The organism is Brucella thiophenivorans, assembly GCF_002252445.1.
Taxonomy (GTDB): Bacteria; Pseudomonadota; Alphaproteobacteria; order Rhizobiales; family Rhizobiaceae; genus Brucella; species Brucella thiophenivorans.
The window spans coordinates 1-13,546 of sequence record NZ_NNRJ01000027.1; the positions used below are offsets into that span (position 1 = coordinate 1).

A 13,546-nucleotide genomic window follows, 5' to 3' on the forward strand; every position below is an offset into this window, starting at 1 on the left:
GTAAATCGCACGCAATCGCAAATGCCTCTGTTAATACAGTAAACTCCGGTCTTGTGTAGTTGCTGCTGTGTTCATACCTATTGCCCACGCCGACGATAAAATCTATTTGTGTTCCATAATTAGATTTGCGTACAGCCCTAATTACTATGCCTGTATCGGGTATGTGCATATGCTTCTTGATAGTTGTAATAGCTTCTGTTTTTCGTATTTCTTCGAGACGTTCAGACACTCGATCTTCTTTATTTTTTCTTTTAGAGATATTCAATGGATTGATCTTCCTGCGCATAAAGCGCTGTTCTGTGGCTGCTTTAAATCCGCGCATAAAGCGGAAAAATTAATTCGATGTTCTGATTATAAAATCAAATTTTTTTTGAGGTGACGCAAGCATTATGAGTACCATATGCTCTATTAAACAATTTAAATGGTTATTAAGGATCGAACTCTCACGCTTCAGACGCTGCTGATCTTTTTGCATCTTCGGAAGCTTTTTGAATACAAATCTTCCGAAGATGTGATCAGGGCTGAATGCCGAGGCAGCGGTTAATTGTGCTCGATGAACTGGCTAACCGCCGCCTATGCCGCTCTATGCGGATTTGTCGCTATTTCAGAGTGATCTTGCAGACGGCTTGGCCATCATCAGTTTTAGATATTTCAAAGTTGCATTTGTGATCATTGTTATCAAGTTCTTCTAAAACCTGATTAAACGTCTCCAAAACACTGCGATTTCCAGCACTATTATTTGGTATGTTTATGCTCACATTAAGCTTAATATCACCATTAACAGTGCTATTTTGTTGGACAAATTTAGCTGCCTCTAAAACAAGCGACCGTGTCTGTCTCTCACTTTGGCGCTGCTCTTCGGTTCTTTTAACCATATAGCGCTTATGATCTACGGCATCAGAGCCTAAAAATCCAATAAGAGCCACGTTTTCAATTTCTTCTACAGATAGATGCTTTAAAAATATCTCTCTCAAACCATCATCACTATCCATACCTACAATTGTTTCAGCCTCGTCATCATTTATACAAGCAAGCGCCATAATTGTTCGGTTATTATTTTCTATGCAAAGTAGGTATTCTTCATTACCGATCTTGTAAAAGTCAACTTCTAGCCACCAGGAACGATTCTTACTCTCAGCGGTACAAAGATATTCGTAAGTTTCTATGTTATTGTATTTCATGTAGCTGTCGCATAGCATTTCAGTGGTTATTTTAGATCCGTAGGCCTCTCCTACTATATATTCTTCATCGTTGGTGTCTTTATCTTCGTTATCTTCGTTATCTTCGTCATCGTCCTCTCCTACAACTTCGGTACAGGACAAAACGTTAAAGTTTATTTTTGTAAACGCAGTATCTTCAATATCCTCTAAAAATCTTACTGCATCCATTTCTTCGCCGTCTTCGACTACGACAACAAAGCCGTCAAATTCAACTATATAATCCTGCGCATCATCTGCCGAGCTTTCAATTGAATCCTCGTCATATTTGTTATAGCTGTAGGTTTCTTTGTAATTAATATATATTTTTTTGTTTTCGAAAATCGTTGAAGATTCAACAATTAAATGGCCTTGTGTGTAGCCGTCATCATTTTCATAGGCTTCAATTTCTTCAGTCGTATGCTTCCATTCGCCTTTTTCGAGTAGAGTAAGGAAGTTTTTGAGCTCAATCTTTGGGTTCTGAAACTCGGTCATTTGATTATCTTTCTGCGCATCGCGCTGCTCTGTGGCGGGATTGCCAATCCGCTTATGCAGCGGCAATTTTTCTTTTCTGTTTATCCAGAGTCGCACTTATTGCACCATTATGCAAGCGTTATAAACTTATAAAAGGATTTTATTTTTGTTTTTTGTTTGCTTCTGGCGAGGGCGTATATAGCCACTTCAGACTCTGTCGTTCTTGTAGACTACGGTGGCGTACTCGTCGGCCACGATGAAAAACAGTGAGCAACTTCTGATCATTTTTGTTTCACGCAATTACTAATGCATGAGACTTTTATGAAGCTTCTGAAATTGAGATTGATAACAAGAAAAAAGTCCCTAAAGGGGCTTATTTTATTTAGGCTCGATCTTCCCAGTCTTGCGGTAATTCATGCAGAATGGCGTATTCAACACCTTGTTTTCGCATTTCCTCAGCGAGTGCCAGGCGCAGTTGTTCCGCTTCAGGCGCATGCGCATTCACCTGCTCTGAAATCTCGACTTCATAACAAAATGCGTGTTCCAACTGCTGTCTGAATGACAAGAAAAACAGTGAATCTGGGCCGAACTGGTCAAAGATAACTGCAAATAGCTCGCCTTCTTCATCTTTTCGTATGCAAACAGTCAGTTGCCGTGTGTGGCTTTTAATGCACAGGCTCATGCTCTTTTTCTCCAGTCACGTGGCAATTTACCCAGAATATCTAAGTTGTAATGATAAGCGCCGCCTTCCATCTGTGCGCGCAGCGCCATAGCCTGTTCATCAACACGATCAACTGCCTCGGTATCGGCGATGTAAAGCAGTTGCACGTCGTTGTGAGCGCCGTCAAAAGTGAGGAAACGTGTGCGTTCGTCTTCATAAAAATCGATCAGAACTGCAAAGACGTCTTCACGGTATTTCTTATGCCTACGGAAACAGACCTTCTGAGGGGTTTCGGTATTAAAATTCGCCATTTTCGGGAAATTCCTCTCTGATTATTTGAGAAATTCACTGGCGCTTCAATTATTAACGTCGTAAATTTAATCACATTAGCGGGGTTATATATGCTCGATAGGTTTACCGTTTGGCTGACTGAAATTTCAGACGATTATTCTTTATATGTTTTTCCACTTAGGATGCGAGATGACGGGTTTTCATGGAATGATCCTGGATTAATAGGAGCGATAATTGGCGCGTCTGTTTCAGTCGCTGTCGCTTTACTTTTACTAACAGTTACGGCGTATCTTGAAAAAGGACGTCGAATGGAAGATCGGCTTCGTCGTGAAGCCGCAGGTGCGTTGAACACCTACACCAAGGTAACTCGCTATGCGAATATCGTACTCTCAGTAAAAAAGGCGATTGATCACCGCTATGCTGAAATTGATAAAAATGGTTTCAAGCTGAAAAATCCCTCGCAGTTGATCGGACCTATAGCGGGTAAGAGCGTCGTGCCTGAAAGGCTCAGGTCGGAAGAGTTTGGCTTTCTTTTTAACAATAAAGACTTTTTAATAGCGGGAGAGATTGAGGACTTAGAATCCTCTTGTATTCAGATGCTTACCTTGATTGAAGATTACAATGCAATGCAATATGAGCTGCAAACTTGGCTTGATGAAATGCCTGGAGTTGTTCGGAGGATGGAAGGCATGATTGCTTCAGATGAAGTACCTCACGCAAGAAAGGCTAGTCTCGATCGACGGATTACTCAAATGAATATCCTTATTCGTGCAGTAATAGATGTAATTGAACAAACGAACCCAACACCATTAGAGGTCATTGACCATTTTATTGATGCAGCTCTTACTGCTCCCTTTGGAAAATATTTTCCTAAAATACAAATGTACTAAACAAAACACCGCTGTATTCGGATATAGATATCATTTTGGAATAGAAGTAAGTGCGTTTGGCATAAAATATGCAATCCCTTATTTCCAGCTTGTATGAGGGATAGATGGAGAATGTTTATGTTGCTGATACAAACTTATTCTTCGAGTGTAAGCGATTAGAAGAACTGCCATGGTCGGAACTTTCAACAGATAATGTCGTAATTGCGCTGATTAAACCTGTTTTGGGAGAGATCGATGCGCATAAAAAAGATAACGGCAGGACTGGCAGACGAGCTAAAGAAATTTCAAAGCGAATTCGCGAGATGCTTGGGGCACATGTTTTGGAAGCTGTAATTCAAGAAACATCTCCACGTGTGGTGCTTCGGCTAATGTCCATTGTCCAACCGTCGCCAGAGCTCGCCACTTCACTTGATTACAGCATCAACGATGACCGGATTGTTGGCACCGCGTATGCTATTTCAAAAACTGAAACATTTGCCACTGTTACAGTTCTGACTCACGATAGCGTTGCTGCATCGACTGCGTTAGGGCTCGGCGTTCCCTTTTATATAATCCCAGAAAGTTGGAGGCGACCGCCAGAGGACACGACAGAAGCAAAGCGTATAAAGGAACTTGAAAAAGAACTAACGACATATAAGGCACAAGAGCCTGTCATTAGCATTGAGAATGTTACAGAAGAGGTAATGTCTGTTAATGTAGTCCGCAGGGTAGCGTTAAAACTTAATCCGTCAGAAATTGATCATTTAATTGATAAGCTTAAAATTCGTCATCCTCAGAAAAAAGATTTTTCCGCGCCAGACACCGAGCTTAGTCCTGATGGAACTACGATTTTTTACGAACAACCAAGTGCTGAAGTTGTTACAAAATATTCATCGGAATCTTATCCAGAATGGATCAAAACTTGTCGGTCGCTTTTCGAAGCTTTGCATGAAAATCGCTTGGAATCAGAGACTGACGTAACTTTGACATTTGGCATTAAGAATAATGGAACTCGCCCTGCCTTAAATATGCGCGTTTCCTTTGAGGCTGTCGGAGACGTCCATTTTTGTCGATTTGAAGCCGAATTGGACGAAAGCGAGGAACGAAGAGATGATGAAGTTCCAGTCAAAAGCGATCCCATTTCTCAACTGCCTAAACCGCCCGTAGCGCCAGAAGTTCGACGGATCATAACGCGGCCTACCCCCGTTTCTAATGGCGTTGATATCGCAGCACTGAAAGCACCGGTCATCAATATTGCAAATTCAGAACTTGAAAAAGCGAAGCTCGCAATCATGGGCAGCTTAGCTACCGATACTTTAGATATGCTAAACATGCAGTCAGCGTTTGATAACGTTTACGGCAAAGGCGCACTCTCGGATCTAGCGCGTGGTGTAGGTCCAATGTCTGAAATTCTTAAGATCGCTCGCGGAAACGCCTTCGGACATAAATCACTTATAGACTCCATCACCGTGACTAGACCGAAAATAATGGATCATTTGTCAATCCAAGAATTCCCAATAGTGGAAAAGCACAATCCTGAAGCATTTTATTACGAAAAATGGCCTGATGGAAAACCAATTAAAAATGGTTCTCTAAAATGCGATCGGTTTCGTCATCAAGGCGATGAAGAGTTATTTGACATTGATGTGGTGTTTCCGGACGAAGGTGACGTCTCTGGGGCTATACGATGCACTGTCGTTGCAGAAAATCTAACAAAACCAAAAGAGCTACTCGTATCTGTCAGCCGAAAGGTTGAAAATTACAGTCTCATGTGTATCGCAAATGACATGGTTGAAAGATGCGAGGGCTAGTAGTGCAAGTAAAGCACTGTCCTTTCAATAATCTTTTTGAGAAGATACACGTAAGCACAATGAGATAGCACTACTTATCAGGACGACTGTGGTGTACTCGGCATTCGTTATTGATTAGGCATAGCGTATCTAAGCTTCGCTTCCGTGTATCATAAATCGCAAACACGGATCGATACTGGCCGAGAAATTTCCTCCATTAAAAGCCCTGCCAAGCGGTGGCAGGTCTAACGTATGCGCCAAGGCTTGGTTGGGCGGGATGTATTAAGCTGCAACGCTTACATCAAAATCAAAATGAATTCTGTCATATGGAAACACAACGCCCTTATCGTCGCGGTCTATAACACCTGCGCTGATCAGTGTTTGCACATCGCGATGCACAGCTTGAAAATCCCGATCGACGCGGCGCGCAATTTCTCTAATAGACAGAATGCCCTGACCGGCCAATGCCTTCACGATTTTAAGGCGCGCAGGCGCGAGAATGCGGTGCATATCATCGTAGCTTGTGAAATTCAGCGACGGCGTTGCAGGGGCTGTTTTAACCAAATCTGCGCTCTTCAACGCGGCGAGCAAGCCAGCCTTTTGAGCGGAAACGCTTTGAATGCGGATATTCAATGTGTTCATTTCATTATCCTTTCCATATCGGCATAAAAGGCTTGTACGACGGTTTCCATATCTTTGAACTCAATTGGCTCTTCCCGATCGTCAATATGCCTGTGGTCGCCCTTGCCGCGCTCGTTGTCATATCTAAGTACGCAAACCTCGTTCACAACGAGTGCTAGCCGATATTTGTAATTATGTTTACTCCCTGGAACAGGCGCAGGCAGCAACCAGATAACCGTTTCATAAAATGCACCATCAGACAGATTGGTGCGTGATTTCTCAATCAGAAGTGCGCTCATGTGATGTTATTGATAACATCATTCAGGATGTTTTGAAAGGCTGGATTCATCAAAATGAATGCCGGCCTGCGCTTTGCGCGTCGTGATAGCAATCATTTCGTCTTGTTCTTCTTTACATACCCCGCTCGCGGTGCAGATTTTTCGCAATTTCGCGATAATTTCGCATTGTTCGTCCATTTGTAGCGCTCCTTTTTTTGGGTTATGGCCTGATTAGGCATAAAAAAACCCCGGAATAACCGGGGTCTTTAAATCAAAGCTTGGGTGCAACGACTGGTTCTTTTGGCAACTTGTCGAGGTATTCAGTTATGAACGTAGGTATGCTGTTAATATCAAGCCTGCTAATGGTATTATCATCCAGATTAACTACTAACCTTTTAAGCTCATCACCGCTGCTAATGTCAATTCTCGCATTCAAGGAAATAGGGCACTTTTTGGTGGTATAACTCCAACCATCCGGTTTAGCCACCTTCTTGCAATCATCACCATAGTGCCAGCTCAATTTAAATTGTGACCTGCTTTTACTGTATTGAAATGGCTCCCCGTATTTCTCAGATAACATGACCATCAGATCAACAGGGCTAGGTTTATTTTGAACGTCGGAATAGTCTATACTTCTTTCAATTGAAGATACCACAGATCCTAAAACCGGCGACGTTAAACGTAAAATCACATTGCCATCGCTTTTTGTATATCCGTACAGACCAGTAATGAAAGGCTCGGACTCTACATTCTTGTATTCGTATCGAGCACCACTCTCTTCTATTCTTATTCCTTCAAATTCTTTGATGAGAATTTCTTTTGCTACATCCATTGTCATGCCGGGCTTAATACCCACAACATCTAGGTTATATTTAAACTCTGGAACTTGACTTGTTTGCGTCAATTTCAATAATTCAGCATGTGCGGAATGAGTGAAGCTGGCAGCTGCGATCAGAGCTGCTACAAACAGTGATTTCTTCATATGTAATACCCCTAAGCCCATATTGGTGATGCACTTTACATAAAATTTAGCATAAAAAAACCCCGGAATAACCGGGGCTTAACTGAGATAGAACTTGTGATAATTAAGCAGCGACGCGCCTTGAGTGCATCCCGATTGTAGGAATATTGCTGACGTCAATTTTGGATTCCGCATGCCACGCGTCATATTCAATTTGTTTATTTAGCCAAAACAGCGTGCCGGTTCCGTAGAATTTGCCGAGACGTACAGCAAGTGCAGCGGTCAAGTTCTTGTTTTGATTCATCAAATGAAACAAGCTGTCGCGCCCGATCCCCAAAGCGTTAGCGGTCTGGGATGGGTTCATGTCAGAATTTTTAATCAATTCGCTGATTATAATTCCAGGGTGCTTTGGCTTGTCATTCATCAGAAAACCCCAAACAATTTAACTATAGAGTATAGTGCAACTATGTCTATTTTTCAATGTGACTATCCGTTCTTTGGTAAAGGCGTTATGCGCAGCAGATCGTTGCAGCCGCCGTCAAAGATTGGATAATCATGCGTTAGTTGAACATACTTTATATCTCCGCGCATAACAAATTCCGCCCTTGTTTTAAAAAACATTTGCTGATTTTTAATGTCTGAAAAAATACAAACGTTGTTAAAATTGATGATTTCCGGCTCTGCATTTGGCCTTTTAATTGCAAGTCTCAACATGCATCGCTGCGGTCTTTTAAAATCAAATTCGTATATAGTTTTACAAAATTGATCGGTCGCAACTGTTGAAAAAACATACTCAATATTATCTTGCTGAATCGCAAAAAAATACCAGTTGTGGAAATGATATTTTGTCGGGTCTGTTTTTGCATCAGAAAACATAGGTGGTAATTCAGTTGATTTAATCGGAATATAATAGAATTGCCCCATTTTCAGATTGTTAAAATTATTTTTGGTCGCAACCTGCGCAAAGCTGGGAAATGCAATCGTTGACGCAGTCAGGATAAGCGCGATTTTTTTAAACATTACGGATCTCTTTTTTTGGGAAAATTGGAAACACTGAATTCTAAATTTTTTCGCGGCGCTGGATCTCTCGCGCGACAGTTTGGCGTGAAATTGAGAAGATCTCGCCAATTTCAGTCAATGATCTGCCCGCCTCTCGCATCGTGAGGGCTTCTTTTATTTGTATAGATGACATTTTGCGTTTTCTGCCAATCACGACGCCGCGCTCTTTTGCGCGCGCAAGGCCCTCTGCCGTTCGTTCTTTAATCAAAGCTCGTTCAAACTCTGCAAGGCCAGCAAATACTGTGATTATAAGTTTTCCTGCCGCTGTTGTGGTATCCAGCCATGCATCAGAAAGGCTTTTTATAAACACGCCGCGCTCTTCGAGCTCGCGCATTATTTTGAGCAAGTCAAATGTCGATCGGGCAAGCCTGTCTAGACGCGTTATTATGATTGTGTCTCCCTCCCCCACTTTTTCTAAAAGCTTTTTCAGTTCTGGCCGCGCGACATCTGCTCCAGATTTTTTTTCAGAGAATATCTTTGAACAGCCGGCCGATTTAAGCGCATCAATCTGAGCATCGAGTTTTTGATCTAGGGTCGAGACGCGCGCATATCCAAAAATCACCAAAATCCCCTCTTTTTCAGGATTATTTTTGGACATAGGTTTTGGACATAGCAACTGCTTGTTTTTGTTATCCCCAAAAGTCACGTCCATAACTTAGGGGTTATGGACGCGCATAAAATCAAATAGTGAAATTTTGATTGACAATAGTGAATGTATTTGCAAAAATTCAACAGGATTAGAAAATGATCCATTTCCCAGTATAAAGGATTACACAATGCGCATCCAATTTCTGTCGTTTGCAGCTGTTGCTGTTTTCGCTTTTACCACTTCTGTCATGGCTGCTCCCTCTGTTAGCGGAGTATCGGGCTGCATTTTAAATAACGGGGCAAAAGCAGGCTCCGTTTCATACCAGCCTGCAAAGTCAGGCGGCGGTTCTGGTTCTGGCGGGAATTCTGGCGGCGGGAGAGATTCAGGAGCATCTGTGAGCTCTAATTTCCCAAATTGTGGCAGTGGTAACAATGGCACCTGGAACAGTGTAAACACTGTCAACGCGAATGAGGTAAATTCGGCATTTTGGCAAATGGAACAACAGACTAACGCCGCCATCCACAACGCAGTGCAGAACAGCACGGCAGCTATTCGGAATGAGTACAACAATGCAATTGCTCAGAATAAGCAGCGTATTGAGGTAAACACGAAGGATCCCGTTGATAATGTTCGAGGACCAAACGACGGCGTTTTTTCAACCAGTACAAAAGGTTATGTTGGCGTTACAATCAGCACGCGCATTTCTGACATAACCGCAAATGGGACGGATATAACATCAGCAGGTGCTGCTTTTAGATAAAATGAATCTTCTTTGTGTGAAACTAGCCGCCCTTTTGGGCGGTTTTTTTTGTGATGAAATGTAGCGCGCAAATATAAAGCGCTGTAGCAAATTTCATCAGCAAAACATTTTATAAGTTTTCATTTTCAGGTAATTGTAATATGCAATTTTTCACTTACAATAATATTAAAATAGATTTGAGGGTATTAGAAAATGAGAAATGCAGTGAAAAAGAAACTTCTGGTTTCAACTGCGCTTGTAAGCGCTTTTTTTGGATCCATGGCGGCAGCGAATGCAGCTTGTGTTGCACCCGAAGGATCAAACTACGTGTGCTCAGGAAAATCGACGAGCGTGTCGATTACGAACACAGAAGCGAAAAATCTGACGTTTACAACTGAGCCTGGCTTCGAAATTACGGGCGGCGACGGGCTTTCTATTAACAATGTTGGCAGCGTTGAATTTGTGGATGCTGTGAACTCAATAATTTTCGCTAACGCGTTCCGCTCATCGGTTAGCATTTTTAACGAAAACGCGGCTGATGCTGCTGTTGTGTTCAGATCTAACGGTCAATTTTCTGGCGATATAGGCATCACCAATAGAGCTGATGCTGGCTCTGCCACGCTTGGCGTTGAGTTGAGTGAAAAATTGAACGATAACAGCAATTTGGCGCTATATAATACAGCGCTTAATGGCGGTGCTGCTACTACTCTGAGCATGGCCGGTGCAGAGCGCGGCTTACGCGTCATAAATCGTTCAAATAACGGATCGAGCTCAATCGACATTTTATCCTCAGACACGATCAGTGTTGATGGTGGCTTCGGCATTGAAGTGTCAAATGTAGCTGAAAACGTTAATGCAGCTGAGAAAGCTGATGCTACAGTTTCAATTGATGTAAAAGACGTGCACGCATCTGGAAATGAGGCAATAGCGGTTTACAACATTGCTCAAGCGTCGGGCGGTATATCCGCTGGAGATACAAGCGTTTATGTTAAAGCGGAAAATGTTTCATCTGACATTTCAAATGGCGTCAGTGTACAGAGCAACACGATCAATTTTGACGACAATTTCCAATATGCGGAAGGCAGCAACCGAACCGAAATCGATGTTAAAAATGTCAGCGCTTTAAACGGAACCGGCATTTTTGTTAGTTCGGGCGCGCATGACGAGACTAATGTTTCTGTCAAAGCGGAAGAAATCAATGCGTTCACAGGTGTTGCTGCAAACGCGTATGGCTCTTTGTCTATGAGCGACACAACTTCCAAAATTATTGTTGATACAATAACGTCCGGCGATACAGGTGTTGCTGCTGTTGCTCAAGGCAAAACGGTTAACCAGAGCATTGATGTTAGAGAGGTTGTTTCCTCAAATATTGGTGTCTCATCGAATTCTGACGGCACAACTTCTTCAGCAAATACTGTCAATGTTGGTGAAATTGATGCAGGTGGATCAGGCATATATGTGAACAACCGAGTTCGCGACAATGCTACAACCGGAGATAACGCTCGATATGCAGCCACGACCGTTGCAGCCGATCGCATAAATGCGGGTGGAGATGGCATCAATCTTCAAAATTCCACGTTTTCTGATACGTCAGAATCTGTTGCTGCTATTGCTGTCAATGTTGGTGAAATTGTTGCTGGAAACGACGGAATTAATCTGCGCAATTCGTCCAGCGGTGGTTCTGTTTCAACAGTTGTAAACGTTGATCAGGTCAATGCTAGCGGTGTCGGTGTCCTCGTTGATGCCAGCACACTAAGCACTGATCAGCGCTCAATAATGACTGTTTCGGTAGGCGACGTAAACGCTATCGGCAATGGTGTTCAGCTAGAGAATTATGCAAGTAATTCTAATGGTTCTAACATCTCGCTAACTGTTAATGGTAGTGTTTCATCTGAAGCTGGAACGGGCGTCCTGATGACGACGTCAGGCAGCAACCAGGAGCTTCTTGTAAACTCGCGGATCGCTGGCGGAAACGGCAAAGCTATCGAGATGCGCAATAATAATGGCATTGCGACATTGGGTTTGTCTGCTGGTTATGTGCTTGATGGCGCGGCGATTGCGACGACATGGGGCTCTTTAAATATTGGGAATGCAAAGCTTGCTCTTGTCGGTGATCAAGACGCAATGCTTGATCTCACACGGATCGATAATCGCAGCCAGGCTGCGACTGGCGGCGGGGTTGTCAATTCAATCAGCGGTTTTGGTCAGTTGGACAAAAATGACGCTGGAAAATGGACACTCACGGGTGCGAATAACCGCGACATAAATGACATTTTCTTAAGCACGTCGATCAACGCAGGGACGATGCATTTTGACAATGCAGTGCTCGGCTCTCAGCAAACTGCAATCGGCGCAGCTGCTGTTCTGTTTGCTGAAGGCAGTTCAGGCATAGACACTTATAATGGCTACTGGGGCTTGCCAGCGCAGTTTACAAACGCTGGCACGTTAACAATGGCGAACGGAAGGGCTGGCGACGTTTTTTCTATCAACGGCAACTATGCCGGTGATGGCGGTACGCTTGTCTTAGATACTGTTATGGGTGGTGATGAAAGCCACACTGATCGATTGACTGTTTCTGGCGACACGTCGGGTCAAACAAATGTTGTGATCAATCAGGTTGGTGGTAGTGGCGCTCACACGGTCAATGGCATCGGTGTCGTTTACGTCGGTGGCGTGTCGGCTGGCACCTTCGATCTTGTTGGCGATGTTGAATACAACGGTCGTCAAGCAATTGTTGTGGGTGAATACATTTACGGCCTCGGTCGTGGTGCTGGTCAGAATAATGGTAATTGGTATCTAACCTCTGATCTTCGCGAAACTCCGGTTGATCCTGAGCCGCCGGTAGATCCAGAGCCACCAGTTGTGCCTGTTGATCCAGAGCCAGAAGTGCCTGTCATACCTGTAGATCCGGTCGATCCAGAGCCGCCAGTTGTTCCGATTGATCCAATTGACCCAGAAGTTCCGGTCATCCCGGAGCCTATCGATCCAGAACCTATCCGTCCGGTCGTCGCGCCAGGTGTACCAAGTTATGAAGCGTTGCCGCAAAACATGCTGATCGCTAACAACCTGCCCACGCTTCAACAGCGCGTTGGTGATCGCTATTGGTCATCTGAAGGCAAGTTGATGATCGATTCAGGCGCACTTTCGGCCAATAAGTCAGCTTGGTGGGGTCGTGTCGAAGGCGAGCATGGCGACATTAAATCTGCAATCACGACGTCTGGCACTGATTACACGTATAACAAATTTAAGATGCAAGCTGGCACGGACATGCTGCTTTACGAGGGTGATAAAGGCATCTTAATTGGCGGCTTTACGATGCATTATGTCAATTCAGCAATGAAAACGTCATTGCGTGGCGAAAATGGTTATGGATCGGGCAAAATCTCGACGTCTGGTTATGGTGCGGGTCTTACTGCAACCTGGTATGGCAACAACGGTTTCTATGTTGACGGACAGCTGCAAACGACATGGTATTCGTCAGACATTGAGGCCGGTGGCCGCAACATGGCATCGAGCATCAAAGGCATGGGTTATGCGGCGTCTGTTGAAGTCGGCAAGCGCTATGAACTGAAAAACGGATGGGTAATTACACCGCAAGCGCAGCTGCAATACAGCCGTGTGAAGTTTGATCCTTTCGTTGATACCTACGGCACAACAGTCATGCATAATTATGCTGACAGTCTCGACGGTCGCCTTGGTGTTTTGATTGCAAAAGAAACAGTCAAGCGGGACGCCAAGGGTAAGGTTAAGAGCCGCTCAAAGGTCTATGCAACAGCCAATGTGCATCAGGAGTTTAAGAAGGGTTCAAGCGTACGCGTTGGTGAAACCGACTTTGACAATCGCCGTGATCGTACCCGCGTAAGCGTTTCTGTTGGTGCACAGCACACATGGGGCAAGACTAAATACAATGAAAACGACAAGTACACGATCTACGGCGAAGCACGTGTAGAAAAGTCGATTTCATCGAGCTCTTTCAGCGCCGGTGCATTTGCTGGCCTGAAGATCAAGTTTTGAGGGT

General features: G+C 43.8%; 15 protein-coding genes. 4 read left to right on the top strand and 11 right to left on the bottom strand.

The window, feature by feature from the left end:
- From CEV31_RS21220 to CEV31_RS12350, 4 genes are all read right to left on the bottom strand, one after another.
- On the bottom strand, positions 1-265 hold a 265-nt coding region (locus CEV31_RS21220; protein ID WP_210190919.1), incomplete at its 3' end, for a hypothetical protein.
- Between the two features lie 334 nt (positions 266-599).
- Positions 600-1,787 (bottom strand): hypothetical protein, encoded by a 1,188-nt coding sequence (locus CEV31_RS12340; RefSeq protein WP_094507376.1) that lies wholly within the window; start codon positions 1,785-1,787, stop codon positions 600-602.
- Positions 1,788-2,052: 265 nt separating this feature from the next.
- Positions 2,053-2,352 carry a hypothetical protein gene (locus CEV31_RS12345; protein ID WP_094507377.1) on the bottom strand — a complete coding sequence of 100 codons (300 nt, stop codon included), beginning with the start codon at positions 2,350-2,352 and terminating at the stop codon, positions 2,053-2,055.
- On the bottom strand, positions 2,349-2,642 hold the full coding sequence (locus CEV31_RS12350) for a hypothetical protein (RefSeq protein WP_094507378.1): 294 nt from the start codon (positions 2,640-2,642) through the stop codon (positions 2,349-2,351). Before CEV31_RS12350 ends, CEV31_RS12345 begins: the two co-directional genes overlap by 4 nt.
- A gap of 90 nt (positions 2,643-2,732) precedes the next feature.
- Here CEV31_RS12350 and CEV31_RS12355 point away from each other — a divergent pair, with 90 nt between their 5' ends.
- Both CEV31_RS12355 and CEV31_RS12360 read left to right on the top strand, forming a co-directional pair.
- Positions 2,733-3,512 (top strand): hypothetical protein, encoded by a 780-nt coding sequence (locus CEV31_RS12355; protein ID WP_094507379.1) that lies wholly within the window; start codon positions 2,733-2,735, stop codon positions 3,510-3,512.
- Between the two features lie 104 nt (positions 3,513-3,616).
- Complete coding sequence (locus CEV31_RS12360; protein WP_094507380.1) at positions 3,617-5,302, top strand: PIN domain-containing protein; 1,686 nt, start codon at positions 3,617-3,619, stop codon at positions 5,300-5,302.
- A 261-nt stretch (positions 5,303-5,563) separates the two neighbouring features.
- Here the strand turns inward: CEV31_RS12360 and CEV31_RS12365 are convergent, their stop codons facing one another.
- The 7 genes from CEV31_RS12365 to CEV31_RS12390 form a co-directional block, all read right to left on the bottom strand.
- Positions 5,564-5,923, bottom strand: coding sequence for an HVO_A0114 family putative DNA-binding protein (locus CEV31_RS12365; RefSeq protein WP_094507381.1), 360 nt, complete (start codon positions 5,921-5,923; stop codon positions 5,564-5,566).
- On the bottom strand, positions 5,920-6,201 hold the full coding sequence (locus CEV31_RS12370) for a toxin-antitoxin system TumE family protein (protein WP_094507382.1): 282 nt from the start codon (positions 6,199-6,201) through the stop codon (positions 5,920-5,922). Before CEV31_RS12370 ends, CEV31_RS12365 begins: the two co-directional genes overlap by 4 nt.
- An 18-nt stretch (positions 6,202-6,219) precedes the next feature.
- Positions 6,220-6,378, bottom strand: a complete 159-nt coding sequence (locus CEV31_RS21105) for a hypothetical protein (protein WP_169717340.1) — start codon at positions 6,376-6,378, stop codon at positions 6,220-6,222.
- Positions 6,379-6,451: 73 nt separating this feature from the next.
- Positions 6,452-7,162, bottom strand: coding sequence for a hypothetical protein (locus CEV31_RS12375; RefSeq protein ID WP_143850925.1), 711 nt, complete (start codon positions 7,160-7,162; stop codon positions 6,452-6,454).
- A gap of 103 nt (positions 7,163-7,265) precedes the next feature.
- On the bottom strand, positions 7,266-7,565 hold the full coding sequence (locus CEV31_RS12380) for a HigA family addiction module antitoxin (protein WP_094507384.1): 300 nt from the start codon (positions 7,563-7,565) through the stop codon (positions 7,266-7,268).
- A gap of 62 nt (positions 7,566-7,627) precedes the next feature.
- Complete coding sequence (locus CEV31_RS12385; RefSeq protein WP_094507385.1) at positions 7,628-8,161, bottom strand: hypothetical protein; 534 nt, start codon at positions 8,159-8,161, stop codon at positions 7,628-7,630.
- 40 nt (positions 8,162-8,201) lie between these two features.
- Positions 8,202-8,846 carry a recombinase family protein gene (locus CEV31_RS12390; RefSeq protein ID WP_235818089.1) on the bottom strand — a complete coding sequence of 215 codons (645 nt, stop codon included), beginning with the start codon at positions 8,844-8,846 and terminating at the stop codon, positions 8,202-8,204.
- A gap of 130 nt (positions 8,847-8,976) precedes the next feature.
- Between CEV31_RS12390 and CEV31_RS20910 the strand changes: the two genes are divergently transcribed.
- Together CEV31_RS20910 and CEV31_RS12405 are read left to right on the top strand one after the other, a co-directional pair.
- Positions 8,977-9,549 (top strand): hypothetical protein, encoded by a 573-nt coding sequence (locus CEV31_RS20910; RefSeq protein WP_143850926.1) that lies wholly within the window; start codon positions 8,977-8,979, stop codon positions 9,547-9,549.
- Between the two features lie 330 nt (positions 9,550-9,879).
- Positions 9,880-13,542 carry an autotransporter outer membrane beta-barrel domain-containing protein gene (locus CEV31_RS12405; protein ID WP_169717341.1) on the top strand — a complete coding sequence of 1,221 codons (3,663 nt, stop codon included), beginning with the start codon at positions 9,880-9,882 and terminating at the stop codon, positions 13,540-13,542.
- The last annotated feature ends 4 nt before the right edge of the window (positions 13,543-13,546 follow it).

Excerpts from the sequence above, each read along its gene's own strand:
- CEV31_RS12380 (WP_094507384.1), bottom strand. The coding sequence starts at position 7,565 with ATGAATGACAAGCCAAAGCACCCTGGAATTATAATCAGCGAATTGATT.
- CEV31_RS12350 (WP_094507378.1), bottom strand. The coding sequence starts at position 2,642 with ATGGCGAATTTTAATACCGAAACCCCTCAGAAGGTCTGTTTCCGTAGG.
- CEV31_RS20910 (WP_143850926.1), top strand. The coding sequence starts at position 8,977 with ATGCGCATCCAATTTCTGTCGTTTGCAGCTGTTGCTGTTTTCGCTTTT.
- CEV31_RS12370 (WP_094507382.1), bottom strand. The coding sequence starts at position 6,201 with ATGAGCGCACTTCTGATTGAGAAATCACGCACCAATCTGTCTGATGGT.
- CEV31_RS12365 (WP_094507381.1), bottom strand. The coding sequence starts at position 5,923 with ATGAACACATTGAATATCCGCATTCAAAGCGTTTCCGCTCAAAAGGCT.
- CEV31_RS12360 (WP_094507380.1), top strand. The coding sequence starts at position 3,617 with ATGGAGAATGTTTATGTTGCTGATACAAACTTATTCTTCGAGTGTAAG.
- CEV31_RS21105 (WP_169717340.1), bottom strand. The coding sequence starts at position 6,378 with ATGGACGAACAATGCGAAATTATCGCGAAATTGCGAAAAATCTGCACC.
- CEV31_RS12385 (WP_094507385.1), bottom strand. The coding sequence starts at position 8,161 with ATGTTTAAAAAAATCGCGCTTATCCTGACTGCGTCAACGATTGCATTT.
- CEV31_RS12345 (WP_094507377.1), bottom strand. The coding sequence starts at position 2,352 with ATGAGCCTGTGCATTAAAAGCCACACACGGCAACTGACTGTTTGCATA.
- CEV31_RS12375 (WP_143850925.1), bottom strand. The coding sequence starts at position 7,162 with ATGAAGAAATCACTGTTTGTAGCAGCTCTGATCGCAGCTGCCAGCTTC.
- CEV31_RS12355 (WP_094507379.1), top strand. The coding sequence starts at position 2,733 with ATGCTCGATAGGTTTACCGTTTGGCTGACTGAAATTTCAGACGATTAT.